This is a genomic window from Mycobacterium marinum (assembly GCF_003391395.1).
Lineage (GTDB): Bacteria > Actinomycetota > Actinomycetes > Mycobacteriales > Mycobacteriaceae > Mycobacterium > Mycobacterium marinum.
Genome location: NZ_CP024190.1, coordinates 4,157,719 through 4,177,020 on the forward strand (window position 1 = coordinate 4,157,719; position 19,302 = coordinate 4,177,020).

The 19,302-nt window shown below is 66.0% G+C and carries 17 protein-coding genes; 9 read left to right on the top strand and 8 right to left on the bottom strand.

Annotation, left to right across the window (positions count from 1 at the left end; all coding sequences use genetic code 11):
- Nucleotides 1-22: 22 nt before the first annotated feature.
- Both CCUG20998_RS17220 and CCUG20998_RS17225 read right to left on the bottom strand, forming a co-directional pair.
- Entirely contained in the window at nucleotides 23-1,240 is a 1,218-nt protein-coding gene (locus tag CCUG20998_RS17220) for a saccharopine dehydrogenase family protein (RefSeq protein WP_012395183.1), read from the bottom strand.
- 289 nt (nucleotides 1,241-1,529) lie between these two features.
- Nucleotides 1,530-3,020 carry a gamma-aminobutyraldehyde dehydrogenase gene (locus CCUG20998_RS17225; protein ID WP_036456306.1) on the bottom strand — a complete coding sequence of 497 codons (1,491 nt, stop codon included), beginning with the start codon at nucleotides 3,018-3,020 and terminating at the stop codon, nucleotides 1,530-1,532.
- 121 nt (nucleotides 3,021-3,141) lie between these two features.
- Between CCUG20998_RS17225 and CCUG20998_RS17230 the strand changes: the two genes are divergently transcribed.
- A complete protein-coding gene (locus CCUG20998_RS17230) occupies nucleotides 3,142-3,657 on the top strand; it encodes an Lrp/AsnC family transcriptional regulator (RefSeq protein ID WP_012395185.1) in 516 nt (171 codons plus the stop codon).
- A complete protein-coding gene (locus CCUG20998_RS17235; RefSeq protein WP_020730419.1) occupies nucleotides 3,654-5,009 on the top strand; it encodes an aspartate aminotransferase family protein in 1,356 nt (451 codons plus the stop codon). Before CCUG20998_RS17230 ends, CCUG20998_RS17235 begins: the two co-directional genes overlap by 4 nt.
- A gap of 111 nt (nucleotides 5,010-5,120) precedes the next feature.
- Here CCUG20998_RS17235 and CCUG20998_RS17240 read toward each other — a convergent pair whose 3' ends face one another.
- Together CCUG20998_RS17240 and CCUG20998_RS17245 are read right to left on the bottom strand one after the other, a co-directional pair.
- Nucleotides 5,121-5,951, bottom strand: a complete 831-nt coding sequence (locus CCUG20998_RS17240) for an LLM class F420-dependent oxidoreductase (protein ID WP_103653919.1) — start codon at nucleotides 5,949-5,951, stop codon at nucleotides 5,121-5,123.
- A 104-nt stretch (nucleotides 5,952-6,055) separates the two neighbouring features.
- Nucleotides 6,056-6,622 (bottom strand): TetR/AcrR family transcriptional regulator, encoded by a 567-nt coding sequence (locus tag CCUG20998_RS17245; protein ID WP_020730417.1) that lies wholly within the window; start codon nucleotides 6,620-6,622, stop codon nucleotides 6,056-6,058.
- Between the two features lie 70 nt (nucleotides 6,623-6,692).
- Between CCUG20998_RS17245 and CCUG20998_RS17250 the strand changes: the two genes are divergently transcribed.
- A complete protein-coding gene (locus tag CCUG20998_RS17250) occupies nucleotides 6,693-7,538 on the top strand; it encodes an oxidoreductase (protein WP_020730416.1) in 846 nt (281 codons plus the stop codon).
- A 30-nt stretch (nucleotides 7,539-7,568) separates the two neighbouring features.
- Nucleotides 7,569-7,997 carry a nitroreductase/quinone reductase family protein gene (locus CCUG20998_RS17255; protein ID WP_038580074.1) on the top strand — a complete coding sequence of 143 codons (429 nt, stop codon included), beginning with the start codon at nucleotides 7,569-7,571 and terminating at the stop codon, nucleotides 7,995-7,997.
- On the opposite strand, the gene arr is transcribed toward CCUG20998_RS17255, so the two are convergent.
- Both arr and CCUG20998_RS17265 read right to left on the bottom strand, forming a co-directional pair.
- Nucleotides 7,994-8,422 carry an NAD(+)--rifampin ADP-ribosyltransferase gene (gene arr / locus CCUG20998_RS17260; RefSeq protein WP_020730414.1) on the bottom strand — a complete coding sequence of 143 codons (429 nt, stop codon included), beginning with the start codon at nucleotides 8,420-8,422 and terminating at the stop codon, nucleotides 7,994-7,996. The two genes, CCUG20998_RS17255 and arr, sit on opposite strands and share 4 nt — an antisense overlap.
- A 1-nt stretch (nucleotide 8,423) precedes the next feature.
- Nucleotides 8,424-9,581: a zinc-binding dehydrogenase gene (locus CCUG20998_RS17265; RefSeq protein WP_038580076.1), complete on the bottom strand. Its 1,158-nt coding sequence runs from the start codon at nucleotides 9,579-9,581 to the stop codon at nucleotides 8,424-8,426.
- A gap of 103 nt (nucleotides 9,582-9,684) precedes the next feature.
- Between CCUG20998_RS17265 and CCUG20998_RS17270 the strand changes: the two genes are divergently transcribed.
- The gene (locus tag CCUG20998_RS17270) at nucleotides 9,685-11,121 is read left to right on the top strand and encodes an amidase (protein WP_038580078.1); all 1,437 of its coding nucleotides are present in this window, start codon (nucleotides 9,685-9,687) and stop codon (nucleotides 11,119-11,121) included.
- Between the two features lie 42 nt (nucleotides 11,122-11,163).
- Here CCUG20998_RS17270 and CCUG20998_RS17275 read toward each other — a convergent pair whose 3' ends face one another.
- Nucleotides 11,164-12,729 carry a phospholipase C gene (locus CCUG20998_RS17275; RefSeq protein ID WP_020730411.1) on the bottom strand — a complete coding sequence of 522 codons (1,566 nt, stop codon included), beginning with the start codon at nucleotides 12,727-12,729 and terminating at the stop codon, nucleotides 11,164-11,166.
- A gap of 795 nt (nucleotides 12,730-13,524) precedes the next feature.
- On the opposite strand from CCUG20998_RS17275, the gene CCUG20998_RS17280 reads away from it, so the two are divergent.
- Complete coding sequence (locus CCUG20998_RS17280; protein WP_036456302.1) at nucleotides 13,525-14,514, top strand: DUF732 domain-containing protein; 990 nt, start codon at nucleotides 13,525-13,527, stop codon at nucleotides 14,512-14,514.
- A gap of 95 nt (nucleotides 14,515-14,609) precedes the next feature.
- Here CCUG20998_RS17280 and CCUG20998_RS17285 read toward each other — a convergent pair whose 3' ends face one another.
- A complete protein-coding gene (locus tag CCUG20998_RS17285) occupies nucleotides 14,610-14,885 on the bottom strand; it encodes a hypothetical protein (RefSeq protein ID WP_103653920.1) in 276 nt (91 codons plus the stop codon).
- A gap of 238 nt (nucleotides 14,886-15,123) precedes the next feature.
- On the opposite strand from CCUG20998_RS17285, the gene CCUG20998_RS17290 reads away from it, so the two are divergent.
- The 3 genes from CCUG20998_RS17290 (at nucleotide 15,124) to CCUG20998_RS17300 (ending at nucleotide 19,220) form a co-directional block, all read left to right on the top strand.
- On the top strand, nucleotides 15,124-17,898 hold the full coding sequence (locus CCUG20998_RS17290; RefSeq protein WP_116269126.1) for a PE family protein: 2,775 nt from the start codon (nucleotides 15,124-15,126) through the stop codon (nucleotides 17,896-17,898).
- A gap of 143 nt (nucleotides 17,899-18,041) precedes the next feature.
- Entirely contained in the window at nucleotides 18,042-18,335 is a 294-nt protein-coding gene (locus tag CCUG20998_RS17295) for a hypothetical protein (RefSeq protein ID WP_103654168.1), read from the top strand.
- Between the two features lie 3 nt (nucleotides 18,336-18,338).
- The gene (locus CCUG20998_RS17300) at nucleotides 18,339-19,220 is read left to right on the top strand and encodes a hypothetical protein (RefSeq protein ID WP_103654167.1); all 882 of its coding nucleotides are present in this window, start codon (nucleotides 18,339-18,341) and stop codon (nucleotides 19,218-19,220) included.
- Nucleotides 19,221-19,302: the final 82 nt, after the last annotated feature.

The following is a 19,302-nucleotide window of genomic DNA, read 5'->3' on the forward strand; positions in this document are numbered from 1 at the left end:
GCCGGCGGTCGCGGCTTGGCGATCAACTCCTGGCAGGTACCTCCTGAAGGCCCCACGGCGCCCCGTAGGCACTCAGCAGCTCGAGGAAGGGCACCGCGTCGAACGCTTCCGGACCCAGCACTCCCCTGCCGCTCCAGGTGCCACTGGCCAACAGTTCCAGCGCCACAACGGGGTTGATCGCGGTTTGCCAGACCACACACTGGTGTCCGTATTCGTTCATCGACCATTGGTTGTCGACGACGTGATACAGATAGGTCGAGCGCGGGTTGCCGTCCTTGCCGGTTCCGGTCACCCACAACCCCGCGCATGTCTTGCCGTGCATCTTCGGCCCCAGCGTGGCGGGATCGGGCAGGCAGGCGGCGACCACATCGCGCGGGCTGACTTGCACGCCACCGACGGTGATCTTCTCGGTGCGATCCAGACCCAGCTTGCGCAGCGTCTTGAGCACTTCGATGAACTCGGTACCCAGACCGTATTTGAAGGTGGCGCGCTTGGCTTTGACCCAGCGGGGCATCAGCAGCACTTCCTCGTGCTCCACGTTGACGCATTCCACCGGTCCGATCCCGTCTGGGAAGTCGAAAACCTCTGGTTCGCTGAAGGGTTCGGTAACGAACCAGCCACGATCGTGCTCCCAGATCACCGGCGGGTTCAGGCACTCTTCGATGGTGGTCCAGATCGAGAACGACGGCGCAAAGTCATACCCGTCCACGGTCAGGTTCGCGCCGTCGCGAGTCCCCAGTTCGTCGATGTCGGTGAACAGGTGATCGGCGGCGTAGCGGGCAAACACATCGGAAAGCCCCGGCTCGACTCCCATTCCCACCAGCGCGAGCCGATCCGCGGCCCGCCATTGGTCGTCGGCGGCGAACTGCTCGTCACCGAGCTTGACCCCGGTCAGTTGGTAGGGCTGTTCGGGATGGCGCTGAGACAGGCTCATCGCCATGTCCAGGTAGTCGGCCCCGGCGGCCAGCGCCCCTTCGAAGATCGGCATCACGAATCGCGGGTCGACCGCATTGACTACGTGGGTGATCTGATGACGGCGCACCGCGGCGGCTACCGCGTCCGCAGATCCGGCATCAAGAGCGGCTGAGCAGAACCGCGCATCGGCCACCGCCTGCGCGGCACGGCTGGCCCGCGCCTCGTCGTAGTCACAGACCACCACATGTTCGAAGAAGCTGCGGCGCGCGGCAATCGCGCAGAATGCCGAGCCCACGCCGCCAGCGCCGACCAACAAGATGCGCATCGGTGTCGTCGTCACTGTGAAACCACCGCCACTGAGTATGTAACTGGCGCTTCGACATTAGCCACGCTGTATCCAGACCTTTCTGACCAGCCCGCGGTATCGGGCAGATTCGGCATGCTCGGCGTTCACCGGGCACGTGGGATGCATTGCTTAGATCGGTTCTGCGGCATCACATCCGCGCTTGCCCACCCGCGGCGGGCACGATTCATCAATCCCCACTCTCCGTGTCAAGCTGAATCGGGCTGGTCGGATCGCCCCGGTCCAGTAAACCGTCGGGCGATCGCAAGAACTAGATTCGCGTGGAAAAGATTGTTCGATGCCAAGGCTTTTCGGCGACACCAGTGATGTCGCTCATGACGTGCTTGATGGTGAGGTACTCCTCGAACGAGTACTCGGACATGTCTTTTCCGAACCCGGACGCCGCCACGCCGCCGTGCGGCATCTCGCTGACGATCGGAATGTGATCATTGATCCATACGCAGCCCGCCGAGATCTCTCGCGAGGCCCGTTGCGCCCGGTAGACATCGCGGGTCCATGCCGATGCGGCCAACCCGTAGTCGGTGTCGTTTGCCTGTCGCAGCGCGTCGTCGTCGCCGTCGTGCGCACGCACCGTGAGTACCGGGCCGAAGATCTCTTCGCGGTAGGCCTGTGACTGTTCGCCGACGTCGGCCAGCAGCGTCGGCAGATAAAAGGCACCGGCCAAATCCGGAATCCGGCCACCCACCACGATGCGGGCTCCCTGCGCCGGAGCCTTGGCCACGATGTCGGCCACCCGGTCACGATGGGCGAGCGAGATGAGCGGCCCGATGTCGGTGTCGGGGTCCATGGGGTCGCCGATCACGACCGTCGACATCACGTCGGCCACCCCGGCCACGAAGTCGTGGTACAGCTCGCGCGCGACGATGGCACGGGTCGCCGCTGTGCAGTCCTGCCCCGAGTTGATCAGCGCGCCGGCCACCGCTCCTTGTATCGCGGCATCCAGGTCAGCGTCGTCGAACACGACAAACGGGGCCTTGCCTCCGAGCTCGAGCTGGGTGCGGCGGCCGTGCGTGGCCGCGGCGGCCATCACCTTGCGCCCCACCGCGGTGGACCCGGTGAAGGTGACCAGGTCGACGCCGGGGTGAGCGGCCAGTGCCGCCCCCACGTCGACGCCCAGCCCCGTCACGACGTTCAGCACGCCATCGGGCAGACCGGCCTCGGCGGCCAGCCGCGCCAGGGTCAGCGTGGTGAGCGGGGTGAGTTCGCTCGGCTTGATGACGACGGTGCACCCGGCCGCCAACGCCGGCATTACCTTCCACACCGCCATCTGCAGCGGGTAATTCCACGGCGTGATGGTGGCTACCACGCCGATCGCCTCACGGCGGATGCTCGAGGTGTGATCGGCGGAGTATTCGGCGGTGGCCTGACCCGGCAAACGCCGTGCGGCGCCGGCGAAGAACCGGATGTTGTCGACGCTGCCGGGCACGTCAAATTCCTCGGCCAGCCGTAGTGGCTTGCCGGTCTGGCACACCTCTTCGGCGATCAGTTCGGGTGCGCGCTGCTCGAGTAAGTCCGCAAGCTTGGCCAGCACGGCGGAGCGTTCGGCCGGCGTCACGCCGGCCCATTGGGGCAGGGCACGTCGCGCCGCTACGACAGCGCGGTCGACGTCGGCCGGTGTGGCCAGGGCCAGCTCGGCGATGGTTTCCTGATTCGCGGGGTTGATTACCGCATGTTGGCGCCCGCCCGTGCTGTGAGCTGCACCGTTAATCCAACTTCCGGCCACCGACACAGTCGTTGTCATGGCGATAAGATATCGGACCACGTGCGGTTCCGCTACGCATTCCGCAATTTGTATCGGATTTCGCACCGATTTCAGTGGTTGAGCTATACATATTCCACTAATTTCGTGCATACTGTCTGCCATGACTAGTTCTGGCGCACCGGTTGGCAATCAACCGGAACAGCTGCGCCCGACTGGCCTGGGGGCGGCCACGCAGCTCGATGACCTCTCCAAGGCGATCATCAAGGAGCTGCAGGAAGACGGTCGGCGTTCCTACTCGGCGATCGCCAAGACGGTCGGGCTCTCGGAGGCCGCGGTCCGCCAGCGCGTGCAGCGATTGATCGAGACCGAAGTAATGCAGATCGTGGCCGTCACCGACCCGATCCAACTCGGATTCGCCCGCCAGGCGCTGATCGGTATCCGCGCCACCGGCGACACCACCAAACTCGCGCAGCAGTTGGCAGCTATTCCCGCGATCGACTATGTCGTACTGACCGCGGGAACATTCGATGTGATCGCCGAACTGGTCTGCAAAGACGACGGCGATCTGCTCGATCTGCTGAATCTGGAAATCAGAGCGCTGCCCGGAGTTCTCTCGACCGAGACACTTGTTTACCTGAAACTCGTTAAACAGCAATACAATTGGGGAGTCAAATGACTGAACTGTCCGCCAAGGCCAACCGCCACCTGTGGGGGCATTTCGCCCGTCACGGCGCCGGGATCACGCCCCCCATCATCACCCGCGGTGAGGGCGTCACAATCTGGGACGACCGCGGCAACAGCTACCTCGATGGACTGTCGGGGCTGTTCGTCGTGCAGGCCGGCCACGGCCGCACCGAACTCGCGGAGGCCGCCGCCAAGCAAGCCGAAACGCTGGCCTTCTTCCCGCTGTGGTCCTACGCCACCCCGACCGCGATAGAGCTCGCCGAGCGCGTCGCGCACTATGCGCCCGGCGATCTCAACCGGGTGTTTTTCACCACCGGCGGCGGCGAGGCCGTCGAGTCCGCGTGGAAACTGGCCAAGCAGTACTTCAAGGAAACCGGCAAACCCGGTAAGTACAAGGCCATTTCGCGATCCACCGCGTACCACGGCACGCCGCATGGCGCGCTGGCCATCACCGGATTGCCGGCGTTCAAGGCGCCGTTCGAGCCGCTCACCCCCGGCGGCGTGCGGATTCCGAACACCAACTTCTACCGCGCCCCCGCACCGTATGCAGACGACTCGAAGGAGTTCGGCCTGTGGGCGGCCAACCGAATCGCCGAGGCGATTGAGTTCGAGGGGCCCGACACGGTCGCGGCCGTCTTCCTCGAGCCGGTGCAGAACGCGGGCGGTTGCTTCCCGCCGCCGCCCGGGTACTTCGAACGGGTCCGCGAAATCTGCGACGAGTACGACGTGCTGCTGGTCTCCGACGAGGTGATCTGCGCCTTCGGTCGGATCGGATCGATGTTCGCGTGCAACGACTTTGGCTATGTCCCCGACATCATCACCTGCGCCAAGGGCATGACCTCCGGGTACTCGCCGATCGGCGCGATGGTCGCCAGCGACCGACTGTTCGAGCCGTTCAACGACGGCAAGACGACGTTTGCGCATGGCTACACGTTCGGTGGGCACCCGGTGTCCTCCGCGGTGGCGCTGGCCAACCTGGACATCTTCGAGCGGGAAGGCCTCAACGACCACGTCAAGCAGAACGCGCCCGCGTTCCGCACCACGCTGGAGAAGCTGCTCGACCTGCCGATCGTCGGCGATGTCCGCGGCGAGGGATTCTTCTACGGCATCGAGCTGGTCAAGGACAAGGACACCAAGGCGACCTTCAGCGATGAGGAAAGTGAGCGGCTGCTGCGCGGCTTCCTGTCCTCGGCACTGCTGGAAGCCGGGCTTTACTGCCGCGCCGACGACCGTGGGGACCCAGTGGTGCAGCTGGCTCCGCCGCTGATCAGTGGCCAGCAGGAGTTCGACAAGATGGAGCAGATCCTGCGCGGGGTGCTTACCGAGGCCTGGAGCCGACTCTAAGTCGGCTCCCCGCGAGCAGACGCAAAATCGCACGGAGCCGCGAACCGCGGCGCGATTTTGCGTCTGCTCGCGCAAGAAACTCGCGCAAGGGACTGGGCCCTCCCGGTACCTCTACTGGTGGTATTGAGCCACCAGGGCGGCGTATTCGTCGAGCAGCCGCAGGGACTCGTCGCGCGGGCAGGTAGGCAGCAGCAGCGCCAGCTGGCCAAAGCCCAGGTCTTGGGCCGCGCGCCAATAGTCGGGCTTGTTCGGTGTTCCGAACATCGCCAGCGGGACGTCGTGACCAGCGGCGCTGCGTAGTTGGTCCACCCGCTGGGTGAGCTGGCGCACCGGAAGCGGGTTGGAGATCCAGCCAGCGTCATGGCGAACGACGCGTTTCACCGTGGCATCGGAGTTACCGCCGATGTAGATGGGCGGATGAGGCTGCCGCACCGGCTTGGGCCGGCTGTAGGACGGGGGAAAGTCCACGTACTTGCCGTGATATTCGGCGGGTTCGTCGGTCCAAAGCGCCTTGATGGCCTCGATGCGTTCGTCCAGCAACGCACCGCGCGTCTTTGGGTCGGTGCCGTGGTCGCGTAGTTCTTCGATGTTCCAGCCGGCGCCCACCCCGAAGACGAATCGGCCACCCGAAATCAAATCAATGCTCGCGGCTTCCTTGGCCGTGGTGATCGGGTCACGCTGGATGAGCAACGCAATCCCGGTGAACAGTTCGATCTTGGACGTCACTGCCGCGGCGGCGGCCAGCGTGACGAATGGGTCAAGAGTGCGGTAATAAACCCCTGGCAGCTCGCCGCCGCCCGGATACGGTGTTTCGCGGCTGGCCGGGATGTGGGTGTGCTCCGCGATCACCAGCGACGAAAACCCGCGCTCTTCGATCGCACGCGCCAGTGACACCGGATCGATGCTGTCGTCGTTGACGAAGGTGGAGATCCCGAACTTCATCGCACTACCCCTATCTGTCTGCGTCGCGTCACCGATCAGACATCGCGCGCCGATCAATTATTCCGTGGGCAGCGAAACGGCTGCGAAAGGGGCGGATTCACTGTCTACCCCGATGGTCGCGAGGTGTGCTGAGCGATCAGCTGTTGCAACATCGGCACGGTCCGGTCCAGTGGGTCGGTGGAGCGTGCGGCCAGGCAGAGAATCACGGCACCCTCGACCGCGGCCACGACGGTGGTGGCCAGCGATTCGGCCGTATCGACCCCAACGCCCTGGGCCCGGAAGCGTCCGGCAAGCACCGTCTGCCATGCGCCGAACACCTCACCGGCGGCGTCCGCGGCCGACGGCGACTCCGTGCGGCCGAGCGCGGCAGCGACGATCGGGCATCCGGCGGCGTAGTCGCTGGCGCGCAGTGTCTGTTTCCACGAGTCCGCGAACGCCACCAACGGCTGATCACCGCCGGCGGCGATGCTGGCCAGAGTGGAATCCATATGTCGGCCCGCCGTCCGGGTGGCCTCGGTCATCAGTTCTGACTTGCCGCCGGGAAAGTTCACGTAGACCGACCGGCGCGCGGTGCCGCTGTGTTCGAGCAGTTCGGCCAGGCCCGTACCCGCCACCCCGTTACGGCGCAGCAGCTCGATGGCGCTCTCGATCAGACGCTCACGCACGGTCACCGTTGCAGTATACCGATTGGTCTACTAATGTCAGGTAGACCAATCGGTATAACCAGGGAGAGGACCCCCGATGACATCCACACCGCCCGTCGCACTGATCACCGGAGTGTCCTCTGGCATCGGCGCGGCCATTGCAGTGCGACTGGCCAGCGCGGGATTCCGCGTGGTCGGCACCTCGCGCGCACCGCAGCGCTTGGCTCCGATTCCCGGTGTCGAGACCTTGGCACTGGACGTCACCGACGACACCGCGGTTCGCTCGGTGGTGTCGGAGGTCATCGACCGGACCGGACGCATCGACGTGCTGGTCAACAACGCCGGCCTGGGAATCGCCGGAGCCGCCGAAGAAAGCTCGATCGCCCAAGCCCGTTCCTTGTTCGATACCAACTTCTTCGGCCTCATCCGCCTCACCAATGAGGTGCTGCCGCACATGCGCCGACGCGGCAGCGGGCGCATCATCAACATCAGCTCGGTGCTCGGCTTCCTCCCCGCGCCGTATGCGGCCCTCTACGCCGCGTCAAAGCATGCCGTAGAGGGTTACACCGAATCGCTCGATCACGAACTTCGCGAGTACGGCGTACGCGCGCTGCTGGTCGAACCCAGTTACACCCGAACAGATTTCGAGTCGAACATGTGGGAAGCCGACACACCGCAGGCGGCCTACGCCGACAATCGCGCCGCCGTGCGCGCAGTGATGACAGACAAGATTCGCAACGCCGAGTTGCCCACCGTTGTCGCTGACGCCACGTACGCCGCGGCCACCGACAAACGGATCAAACTGCGCTACCCCGCCGGTCGCCACGCCCGACAACTCGCGTTGCTCAAGCGCATCGCACCGGCCGCCGTGCTCGACAACGGCATCCGCAAGCAAACCGGACTGAATTCGCCGCGACCGACACCGGTTCCAGCCGAGCGCTGACGGATCACTCAAAGACTCAAAGGGGTTGCCATGAGAAACGTCAAAGACGACAAGACGCTCCGCAAGTTCCGCAGGGAGCGTGCGCTCGGACGCTACTTGCTCAACCCAGCTGTGAAGGGGATGGGCAAGCTGGGGTTGCGAACCGCACTGGCCACCGAGCTGGAGACGATCGGACGCAAGACCGGCCAGGCCCGCCGCGTTCCGGTGTCCGCGCAATTCGATGACAACGGCGCGTGGATCATCTGTCAGCACGGCACCCGCTCGGGCTGGGGACGCAACATCGTCGACAACCCGAATATCCGGGTTCGCCAGGGGACTCGGTGGCGTACGGGCACTGCGACATTGCGACCCGACGACGACGTCGTCGCGCGAGGGCGCAAGTTCGGCAGACTGGGAGCCAGCGTGGTCAAGGCGCTGGAAACCACACCGGTTTCGGTGCGGATCGACTTCACCGACTAGTCGTAGATGACGGCACGTCCCTGCCGCTGCAGCTGGGCCAAACGGTCCCGCATGGCCTGCAACTGTGCGGGTGAATGCCCCGCCCAGTCGGTGAGTTCACCAATGATTCTCACCGGCTCTCGGGTGCGGTAGGAGCGAGTCGGGTTTCCGGGAAGCTTTTTGTCCGTCACGTTCGGGTCGTCCTCTAGCGCACCGACCGGTTCCGCGAAGTAAATCCGGCCTCGACCCTCGCCCGTCGCCAGCTCGGCTCCCCACACCGCCGCATCCAGCGTTTGGGTGACATAGACGTGGTTCGACAGCCGCTCCGCGCCGTAGTTCGACCGGCGCCCCGGCACCAGCAGGTCCCCCACCGACAGCTCGGCTTTGGTGCCATGCAGGAGCGCACCCGACTCGTGGACCTCGAAGGGTTTGGGTGCAGCGGGCACCCTAATCCCCGTCAGCGGGAACGGCGTTGGGAGTCACGAGGAACTTCTCGCCGGTCGCTCGTTTGACGTATTCGTGGAACGCGTCGGGTTTGAGCATGCCGGCCAGCGAAACCTCGCGAGTGTAGTGGCTGGCGAACGTCGTGCTGAGCTCCGCGGCCACCCGAGCCCGCAGCCGAACAAAAGTCTCGGCCCCCGCGCTCTGCAAGAACGTGGTGAGTAACCATCCGCCGACGCCCCAGGCCATCCCGAAGTCCCGCTTGAGCACCGTGGGACTGGTGTCGAGCGAGCCGTAGATGTACACCTGCTTGTGCACGCTCGATCCGTAGCGTGAGTACTCGGCCGCGGTCGCGTTGGCCGCCTGCTCCATGCCGCTGAGGATCTGGCCGGCCAGCGTCCCACCGCCGGTCGCGTCGAAGGCGAGCGTGGCCGATGTCGCCTTGAGCGCCTCGACGAGGTCCGTCGAGAACGACGGCGAAGTGGAGTTGCAGACGTACTCGGCGCCAAGCGATCTCAGCAGCTCCTCTTGCTCGGGCTTACGCACGATGTTGATCAGCGGTATCCCGTCTTTGAGGCAGAGCTTGACCAGCATCTGGCCGAGGTTCGACGCCGCTGCGGTGTGCACAAGGGCCGAATGCCCTTCGCGGCGCATGGTTTCGGTCATTCCCAGTGCCGTCATTGGGTTGACGAACGACGATGCCCCATCTCTGGCCGTGGCCCCGTCCGGCAAAACCAGACATGCGGAAGCGTCGATCGCCCGGTATTGCGAATACATCGCGCCGCCCGCAATGGCCACCTTCTTGCCGATGAGGGCTTGGGCCGCTTCGGACGAGCCCGCGGCCACCACGGTGCCGGCTCCCTCATTGCCCACCGGCAGCGATTGGTCCAGTCGCGCCGAAAGGGCTCCCAAAGTGGCCTTTCCGATCGGGGCGGTGACGATGGGGCGCTGCGCCGTGCCGGTGACCGTCGCGGTAGCCATGTCGGCGCTGGCGACCAGAAGGCCCAGATCCGACGGGTTGATCGGCGAGGCTTCCACTCGCACCAGTACCTCGTTGGCGCCGGGAACCGGAACCGCAACCTCGTGCAACGAGAGTTCGAGCGTGCCCTCAGATGTCACCACTGAACGCAGCTCAAGGGCGATCTCAGGAAAGTCTTGGGTCATAGTGGTGCCTCGCTCCTGTGTCGGACGGATGCTCAGAGCATATGAACTCACCGCGGCGCCAATTATCTTCCCGGGCCACAAACCTCATGCTAGACAGGCTTGCATGAGCACCCTTGCCGAGCAGACCCGTTGGATGGACGCAACCGATCAAGCGGCGCTGGTCGCGGCCGGCGAGGCATCCCCTAGCGAGCTGCTGGAGGCCGCGATCGAGCGCATCGAGCGCATCAACCCGGCATTGAACGCGGTGGTGATCCGCTGGTTCGACCACGCTCGCGAGACGGCCAGCGCCGATCTCCCCGACGGCCCGTTTCGCGGTGTGCCATTCCTGATCAAAGACCTCTATGCGCTCTACGCCGGACAGCCCATCAGCAACGGCAACCTCGCGTTCAAGCAAGCGCATGTCATCGCGGACGCCGACACCACGCTGGTCGGCCGGTACCGCGCCGCGGGGCTGGTGATAGCCGGGCGCACGAACAGCCCCGAACTCGGCAGCCTGCCGACCACCGAACCGGTCGCCTGGGGCCCAACCCGAAACCCATGGGACACCAGCCGCACACCCGGTGGATCCAGCGGCGGTTCGGCGGCGGCCGTCGCCTCGGGCATGGTGCCGTTCGCCCACGCCAGCGACGGCGGCGGATCGATCCGCATTCCGGCGTCATGCTGCGGCCTGGTCGGGCTCAAACCCAGTCAGGGCCGCATCACGCTCGGCCCGCTTCGAGAGGAGAGCGGCATGTCGGTCGAGCACTGCCTCAGCCGCACCGTTCGTGACACCGCCGCGTTGCTCGATGCGACGCGCGGACCGGGCGTCGGCGACACGGTGATCGCGCCACCGCCGATACGTCCCTACACCGAGGAACTCGGTGCGGACCCCGGTCGGCTGCGCATCGGCATCCTCGACCACCACCCCCGCGGTGGGCCGGTCGACGCGGAAGTCACTCATGCGACCCAGGCGGTCGGCCGGCTGCTCGAGTCGCTAGGTCACCACGTGGACGTGGCATGGCCGGCGGCGTTGGAGGACGCCTCATTCGACTCGACGTTCGGCGCGCTGTGGAGCACCAATATGGGCCTGGCGCAGCGCCGCTTCGAGGAGCAACTCGGCCGTCCCTTGGGCGAGGATGAATTCGAGCTGGTGAACCGGGCCCAGGCCGACTTCGCCAAGCACTTCACTTCCGTCGACTACGCGCTGGCGCTGTCGGCGATCGCCGCGTTCCGCAGGGCGATCCAGTCCTGGTGGCACGACGGCTGGGATCTGCTGCTCACACCGACGGTTGCCTCGTTGCCGGTCAAGCTCGGCACCATCGTGAGCACCCCCGAGCACCCGATGGCGGCGATGCAGCGCGCGGGCGAATTCGTACCGTTCACTCCCCCGTTCAACACCAGCGGTCAGCCGGCCATCAGTCTCCCGCTGGAGTGGACGCCCGAGGGGTTGCCCATCGGAGTGCAGCTGGTCGCCGCCTACGGTCGCGAAGACGTGCTGCTGCGCATCGCCAGCCAGCTCGAGCAGGCAAAGCCCTGGGCCCATCGCACACCCGACATCTGAGCGCGCAGCCCGCACACGGAAAGTTTTGCGCGGTGTCGGAAATCAGCAGGGACCGCTGGGGATCCCGCGCGTCGGTGAGGTCTCCTGACTGGGCATCACCTGAGGGAACGGCACCCTATATGGGGGCACCGTCTTGGTAAAGACCGTCACGGTGTCAGGAACGCATTGCACCTGTTGCGGAACGGCTTTCAACGCGGGGTGATCGAGATTCGGTGGTGATGCGTTGGGCGGGACGGCGAAGTTGAATGTCGAGGTCATGTCGCCGGTCACCCCCCGTCGCCAGGTGGTCAGGTTGGGTACCGGCACACCGAACCGTTGCTCGAGCAGCCGCAGCTGGGAGGTGTGGTCGAAGGTGTCATGCACCATCAGCGGGCCACGGCTGTAGGGAGAAATCACGAAGCAGGGCACGCGATAGCCCAGACCGATCGGCCCGCGGATGCCACCGGACCCGGTGACCGCGTTGATGTCGGGCACGGTAATCCACTCTCCGGGAGTGCCCTGCGGCGCAGTGGTCGGTGTGACGTGGTCAAAGAAGCCGCCGTTTTCGTCGAAACTGACGATCAGCGCCGTCTTTTCCCACACCGCGGGATTGGACAGCAAGATGCGCAGGATATTGACGATCGCGGTGCCGCCGACGGCCGGCGCCACCGGCACTCCGGGATGCTCGGACACCTGGAACCCGGGCAGCACCCACGAAACCTGGGGCAGCCGGTTGGATGCGACGTCGGCGACGAAGTCCAAGGGATAGGTCGGGGCGATGCCGTAGCGGGCCATGTTCGAGCGGGGATCCCGGGCCTGAACGAAGTCGTTGAGCATGCCGTCGTAGCCGATGACGGTGTTGTTGAGCGCCCCCAGCAACTTGTTTTGGTACACCTTCCAACTGATTCCGGCATCGCTGAGGTTGTCGGGCATGGTGCGCCAACTGAAACGGCCCTGCGGCTGGATGTTGGGGTCCACCAGCAGCGGGCCGCCCTGTTCGCCGTTGGGATCGATCCAGGCGCTCATCCAGTACAGCCGGTTGGGCGAGGTTCCACCGATCAGGGAACAGTGGTAGCCATCGCAGATGGTGAAGGTATCGGCGAGCAGGTAGTGGATCGGTTGGTCTTGGCGGGTGTAGTAACCCATTGTCACCGGGACGTTGCCTTGCAGCGTCTGGGCCTGGGCCTGCGCGCCCAGCCAATTGTCGTTGGCACCGTTGTTGAACGCCCGGTGCATGTCGATCCATTGGTGGCCGGGGTCGTTGACACATGCGCCGTTGAGCAGCGGGCCCCTGGTGGTATCGAACCGGTAGGGAATTGTCACGCCGGCGGGGTCAATTGATTGGGTCTGAGGATTCCAGCCCTTTTGCTGGAATGCTGATGAGGGCGTGTCGAATCCGTTGATGCCCGACAGCGAGCCGAAGTAGTGGTCGAAAGACCGATTCTCCTGGAGCATGAACACAAAGTGCTCGATGTCGGTCAAATGCCCAGAGCAAGGACCGGCGCCGTAGGCCTTTTCGATCACTGGACCCGCCAAGGACATCATTGCGCCGGCGCTGCTAGCGGCGGCGAGTTTGGCCATGAACTCTCGCCGCGACATGCCATCGACAGGGTGTTTGCTCACCAACATACCTTTCCTGCTGGACGCTGCGGTTCACGGTATATTTGCGGTGGTGATTGGCCACAAAGGTCATCCGGTGTGTCGTGTCCGGATTTTGACGTCGTTCGCCAAACGCGGTACATCGTTTCCCCATTCGGGGCACCTTTTTGGAGTCGCCGGCAAATATTGACGCCGGCTACCTGCGCCGCCCCGCGCGTGTGACCGGCAGCGCGCCCGCGGCTTGCCGCTGTGGGCGTGGAGGCGTCGTGACGGTGATTTGTCGCGGTGCCGAACCGCAACTTTGGCGCGTGCGGATTCGGCTTGCGCTCACCGCGCCTCGGGTGTCACCGACTCAGCACGGGCATTCGTCGCGGTGCCCTCGAGCGCCCACCCCTTCGCAGCCGGACTGTCTTGGGACAGTGCAACTTCGGCACTAGCATCAAGGCACGCCCGGCCTTGGGCGTCCTTGACGGGGGCGGACCCGACCCGCGGCGAAATCGGCCGCATTCTCTGTGGTGACGCGCGCGCCGAATACCACGTCAGCGCGAACATGGCGGCGCCGCGGGCGAGGGGTCGGCCGAGCGCCCGCGTTATCGCACATCTGTCGCCGTCGGATGTCGCCCCATGGCGTCCACAGCAGGAGCGGGACTTTCCCTGGCAAAAAACTGGGACTTCCAGATGACCATTGACATGCGCCCCGGCCGAATGTTACAGCAATGTTACAACAATGTTAGCCGGAGGAGTCTATGCGAACGGCCACTCACGCGAGATCGATTACCACGCAAACCCGAGAGTCAACGGCCCAACAGAACGGAAACCACCGCCATGATCACCGGCACCGCTACCCGCGCGGGCGCCGTGGCAACAGCCACCGTGATACTTTTCGGCGCCGCGATCCTGCGCGGCAACTCAGCAGCGGCCGACCCGAACCAGGACGACCAGTTTCTCGCAGCACTTGATCAAAACGGCATCCCCGCCCTCGAGAACGCGCCAAGTCTGATTGTCACGGCCCACGAAGTTTGTTCCAAACTCGACGGCGGCATGCCGGCAGATGGCGTAGTCGAGTCGATGACGAACTTTGCGGTCAACAACAATTCGGGCCTGAGCCGAATCCCCCGCGACCGCCTCACCCGCACCTTCACCCGCTTCGTCGCTGCCGCCGTGCAGGCCTACTGCCCCACCAACCAGGACAAGCTGGCGTCTTTCAGGACTAGCCCCACGCCTGGATCGAATGGCACCACGCACCGGGCGGCCGCTTACTCCCGCAACATAGTTCGTACCGGGTGCGACGTTGCGGACCGCCCGCGACGGGCGGAGATCGCCAGCACGGCGACTCCATGGCAGGCATCGACGCCCACCGTTGTGGTGCGACTGCCTGGGCCTGTCGTTGGTGGGGCTGTTGTTGCCGGCGAACAAGCGGGCAACCGGCCGGACTGCGGCGCGCCCTACGCTGATCCGGCCCCATTGGTCAAGGCCGTTCCCGCGGGCGAGACCGTCGCGCCGATGCCGCCGCAGCTCCCCGCACAACCACCGCCGCCGGCGCACATCCTCATCCCACCGCGCGCGCCCGTGCCAACGCCGCAACCGCAGCTGCGGCCGCCCCGACCGCAGGCGCCAACGCCACCGCCGCAGGACGTGCCACCTCCACAACAGCTGGAGCCCCCCGTGGTTGCTCCTCAGCCGGGGGCCGCTGGAGGTAGCGGCGGCGACGCCGGAAGCGGCGGTAGTGGTGGCGGTGGCAGCGACGGAGGCGGCGCCGCGGAGCCGACGCCGGCGCGGCCCATGCCACCAGGTGTCATCAGAATCGCTCCATGAGAACGGAACCGAGCGCCGCCGCGTGCTCGGGTGTGGGTGTGGTCGGGGCATTCTGATCGCGGGCCTACCCGCGGAAGCGCGCCCAGCCGGATCGGCTACGGCACCAGCCGCGTGAGCGTGAACAGACCCGATACCGCGGTGCCGACGTTGAACAGGCCCGAGTTGAAACCGCTGACCAGTCCACTGGGGTTTTGGCCGATTGGGCCGGTGACGCCGGTATTGAAGAAGCCCGAGCCAAGTCCGTTCAGATCGGAACCGCCGGTGGCCGTGTTCCCGATTCCCGACATGAAGTGGTTCTCGGTACCGCCGCCCACCGTATTGAGAAAGCCCGATACATCGTCGCCCGCGTTGCCAAAGCCCGAATTTCCCATGCCGGTGTTTGCGCAATTGGGTTTTCGCAGCAAAGTCGGGTGCGGCCAACCGCGACCCGCGGGCGCTCGGTGGCTGGAATCGCCATCTCCCGAACCCGCCGGTAACAACGAGTTCCCGAGACCACCAAAGATCGGGCGCGGGCAACACAGTATTGCCAGTAACGCCGAAAAGGCGTGGCGGTCACGCTAGATTCTGGTGCTGCGGACAATTCAATGGTGAAGGGCCGGGTGGCATTAGATGTCGTATGTGATTGTGGCGCCGGAGATGCTGGAGGCGGCAGCGTCGGATTTGGCGAATATCGGTTCGGCCATCGGCGTGGCCAATGCGGCGGCGGCCCTTCCGACAACGTCGGTGCTGGCCGCGGCCGCCGATGAGGTGTCGGCGGCCATCGCGGCGGTGTTCGGAGAACACGGTCAGGCCTATCAGGCCTTCAGCGCACAAGCGACGGCATTCCATGCCGACTTTGTTGAAGCCCTCACCACAGGGGTCGGCTCGTATGCCGCCGCCGAAGCCACCAATGCCGGGCAGGCGCTGCTGGGTGCGGTGAACGCGCCCGCCCAGGCGCTGCTAGGGCGCCCGCTGATCGGCAACGGCATCGATGGGACAGCGGCGAACCCGAACGGCGGGGACGGCGGGCTGCTCTACGGCAACGGCGGCAACGGATACAGCCAAACCGATGGCGGGCTAGCGGGCGGAAAAGGCGGAAACGCCGGGCTGATTGGCAATGGCGGCGCCGGCGGGAACGGCGGCAATTACCTTGTCGGCGGCGGAGGGGCCGGCGGGGCCGGCGGCAACGGAGGGGTGCTGTACGGCAACGGCGGCACCGGCGGGGCCGGCGGCAGTGGGACAACGAGTTACGGCGCCGCCGGGGTTGGCGGCAACGCGCTGCTGTTCGGCAACGGTGGTACCGGCGGAAGCGGACTTGGTGGCGGCGGCAACGGCGGGAATGCCGTGTTCGGCAACGGCGGTGCGGGCGGCGCCGGGGTGGCCGGCATCGGTGGTAACGGCGGAAACACCTTCATCGGCACCGGCGGTGCTGGCGGGGCCGGCGGCGGGACCATTCTCGGCGGCGGATCCCACGCCGGTGGGGACGGCGGCAGCGTCGGGCTCTGGGGCTCCGGCGGGGTCGGCGGCGCCGGCACGACCCCGGATGCGGATAGCGGCTACGCCGGAGGTGATGGCGGCAACGGCGGCAACAGCGGGCTGCTCTACGGCGACGGCGGTGCGGGTGGGGCCGGCGGCCTCGGGTCGGACTACAGCTCGCTGTTCTACAACGCGGGTAACGGCGGCAATGGTGGCGTGGGCGGTAACGCCAGCCTCTTCGGTAACGGCGGTGCCGGCGGTGCCGGTGGCGCCGGCGGAACCGGCAGCAGCCTGTCCTACGGAGGCCATGGCGGCAACGGCGGTAACGGCGGCACCGACGGCCTGCTCTTCGGCAAGGGCGGCGCCGGCGGGGACGGTGGCGCCGGCGGAGGAACGACCAGCAGCGGAACCGGGGGTTCCGGCGGCACTGGCGGCACCGGAGGCAGCAGCTTCATCGGAAGCGGTGGCACCGGCGGAGCCGGCGGAGCCGGCGGGACAGCTACCGGCTCCGGCGCCAGTGGTGCCGGCGGTGCTGGTGGTAGCGGCGGCTACAACGGCTTCATCGGTGCCGGTGGGACGGGTGGCGCCGGCGGCGACGGCGGGGGCGGCAACCAGGGGGCTGCCGGTGGGGACGGTGGGAGCGGCGGTACCGCCGCCGGCCTGTTCGGTGCCGGCGGCACCGGCGGTACCGGTGGCACCGGTGGCACCACCACCGCCAATGGCGGAACGGGTGGAGCCGCCGGGGTCGGTGGAAGCGGCGGCGACGCCAGTAGCCTCATCGCTCTTGCTGGCACCGGCGGCGTCGGCGGCGTCGGCGGCGCGGCCACCGGCGGCGGCGCGACGATCGGCGCGGACGGCGGTACCGGCGGCAACGGTGGCAACGCCACCGGCCTGCTCAACTTTGGCGGTAGCGGTGGGGCCGGCGGCGCCGGTGGGGCCGGCGCGACCACCGGCGTCCAGGGAGCCGGCGGCATGGGCGGCACACCCGGTGGCCAGCCGGGCGCAGCCGCCGTGTCTGCCCTGCTTCCCGGCGGCCTAGCGAGCAGCACTGCCGCTGTCGGCGGCGCCTACCAAGACCTGTTCACCAATACGATCACCAACCTGCAAAGCCTCGGCGCTACCTGGGCCGCCAACCCGGCGCCGTTCCTGGGCCAGATAGTCAGCAACCAATTCGGCTATGGCCAGCTGATCTTCGCGGCGCTCGGCAATGCCACCAGGGACTTCACCCTCGGGCTGGCCGGCTTGCCGCCGACCTTCCAAACGGCCTTCCAAGCCGTGTTGGCAGGTGATTTCAGCGGCGCGGCCAGCGACATGGCGGAGGGCCTGTCCAAGCTCGTCGCCACCGGTGTCGACACCAGCGATCTGTCCAACATCAAGCTGCTCGGCCCAGTTGGAGACCTGCTGCCAATCCTGCGTATTCCAGGCGACACCGCATTCAACGTCGCCAACGTGATCAGGACACCCACGGACACAACCGTTTCGGTGGAGTTCACGAGTTATGCTCCGCCCGCGATTACCGGCACCTTCGGGCTGCCAGTGGCGCTGACCCTCGATGCGGCGGGTTCGGCGGTGACCACCGCGAACGCGGTTGGCACCAGCGTGACAGCGCTGACCAACGCCGTGCAGGCCGGTGACTGGCCGGCGGCGATCGGCGCACTCGTCGATGCTCCCGCCGTCGTTGCCAACGGCTTTCTCAACGGGCAAGACACGATGACCGTGCCGTTGTCGGTACCGATCGTGGATTCGGCGGTCATCAATTTCCCTGTCAACGGGATTCTGGTTCCCCCCCACGACTACACCGCGACGGTGGTGATTGCCGGGTTCTCCTATGACGTGCCAATCATGGGCACGCCCATCGGTGGCATCGTGCCGGGACTGCTGACCTATGCGCCCCAACAGTTCGCGAACGCGATCGGCTCTTCCGGGTAGGCGTTTGGAGGGCACGCTGGCGGGAGGCGACGGTGCCTCGGCCTTGACGCGGCGTGCACATCACGACCGTCGGGTGCGCCTGCGCGATCCTGCGGCGATCGTGGCCGCATACGCGAAATGCCTTTGCGTCCTACACTCCTGACATGGACATCCTGCGGGCTGCGACCGAGGACATTCGGTCAATCGCCCGCCTATGGCATATCCAGTCCGCCGGGCTCGGCGTCGACCCGCCACGATCGGCCGGGTTGCCATGTCAGTCCCCTGCAGCGGCGGTGAACGCGGCGCATGCTGCCATCACGATCGCCGCTGCGTCACTGAAGGGGCGGGTACAGGCAAGTGCAACCAAAGTGGCACAGGCCAACACCGCCTATCTCGCGAATGAGGCCAAGTCAGCGGCGCAAATCGCCGCAGTGGCGGACCGGGCAAGAGGCTGCTGACGAATGGCGGCCGCAATCGGATCACTACCTACCTTGTCGAACCTGATGGCCTGGCCGACAGAGCATCTGACCGAAGCTGCCGATTACTGGACGGCGGCCGGCCATCGTTGGTATGAGGTGTCCAACCAGATCTGGCGAGACAGTCTGTCAGTCGAGTGGAAGGGCATCGGAGCTGACGCGCTGCACACCCGAACCCACGCCGATCACACCAAAGTCGGCGGCTTGGTCGACCAGTTGCACGAGGCGGCCCGCATCGCTCGCGTCGGTGCCTCCGATTCGTACGCGGCCCGGTCGCGGGTTCGGTACGCGGTTGAAGATGCCCGTGACGCCGGATTCGTTGTTGGCGAAGACTTATCGGTCACCGACTACTCAACGGACGGCTCCCTCGTCGAGCAAGCAACTCGTCGAGCCCAAGCCCAAGCACTCGCCGCTGACATCCGCCAGCGCGCAGGGCTACTGATCAGCCTTGATGGGCAACTCGCGGGCAAAGTGACTACCGCGATGGCTGGTATCGGCAACGTCTTCCCGGCGGATAACCCGACAACTACGACCACGCCTCCGCCTCCCCCGCCGGCAAGATGCGACCCCGAAGACGTTGCAGAGCTCATGCAGCAGGTAGACGAGTGGAACCAAAGAGACGCGAAACTTACCGATGAAATCAATGCATACAACCGCGAAAAGCGGGACTTCAATCTGAACGATCCTGAGGAGCGCAGGAAGGCAGCGGACTACATCCGGCGCGGGCAGGAGTTGCAGGCGAAGAAAGACAAACTCTTGGATGACCAAAGAGACCTGATTCGGGAGGTGACGGAGTGCGGAGCGAAAATCGTAGACAGCCACATAGAGTGGCCAAACCGATCAACGAGTCCGACTCCGACCCGGTGACTGCCCCGATGCGGATGCCGCGAATCACTCGGCGGCCAGGAAGGGCATATACAGCGGTATCAGTGGCCCTAGCGGCGGCCGC

Coding starts and splice junctions, on each gene's coding strand:
- CCUG20998_RS17220 (WP_012395183.1), bottom strand. CDS start 1,240: ATGCGCATCTTGTTGGTCGGCGCTGGCGGCGTGGGCTCGGCATTCTGC.
- CCUG20998_RS17225 (WP_036456306.1), bottom strand. CDS start 3,020: ATGACAACGACTGTGTCGGTGGCCGGAAGTTGGATTAACGGTGCAGCT.
- CCUG20998_RS17230 (WP_012395185.1), top strand. CDS start 3,142: ATGACTAGTTCTGGCGCACCGGTTGGCAATCAACCGGAACAGCTGCGC.
- CCUG20998_RS17235 (WP_020730419.1), top strand. CDS start 3,654: ATGACTGAACTGTCCGCCAAGGCCAACCGCCACCTGTGGGGGCATTTC.
- CCUG20998_RS17240 (WP_103653919.1), bottom strand. CDS start 5,951: ATGAAGTTCGGGATCTCCACCTTCGTCAACGACGACAGCATCGATCCG.
- CCUG20998_RS17250 (WP_020730416.1), top strand. CDS start 6,693: ATGACATCCACACCGCCCGTCGCACTGATCACCGGAGTGTCCTCTGGC.
- CCUG20998_RS17255 (WP_038580074.1), top strand. CDS start 7,569: ATGAGAAACGTCAAAGACGACAAGACGCTCCGCAAGTTCCGCAGGGAG.
- CCUG20998_RS17265 (WP_038580076.1), bottom strand. CDS start 9,581: ATGACCCAAGACTTTCCTGAGATCGCCCTTGAGCTGCGTTCAGTGGTG.
- CCUG20998_RS17270 (WP_038580078.1), top strand. CDS start 9,685: ATGAGCACCCTTGCCGAGCAGACCCGTTGGATGGACGCAACCGATCAA.
- CCUG20998_RS17275 (WP_020730411.1), bottom strand. CDS start 12,729: ATGTTGGTGAGCAAACACCCTGTCGATGGCATGTCGCGGCGAGAGTTC.
- CCUG20998_RS17280 (WP_036456302.1), top strand. CDS start 13,525: ATGATCACCGGCACCGCTACCCGCGCGGGCGCCGTGGCAACAGCCACC.
- CCUG20998_RS17285 (WP_103653920.1), bottom strand. CDS start 14,885: ATGGGAAATTCGGGCTTTGGCAACGCGGGCGACGATGTATCGGGCTTT.
- CCUG20998_RS17290 (WP_116269126.1), top strand. CDS start 15,124: ATGTCGTATGTGATTGTGGCGCCGGAGATGCTGGAGGCGGCAGCGTCG.
- CCUG20998_RS17295 (WP_103654168.1), top strand. CDS start 18,042: ATGGACATCCTGCGGGCTGCGACCGAGGACATTCGGTCAATCGCCCGC.
- CCUG20998_RS17300 (WP_103654167.1), top strand. CDS start 18,339: ATGGCGGCCGCAATCGGATCACTACCTACCTTGTCGAACCTGATGGCC.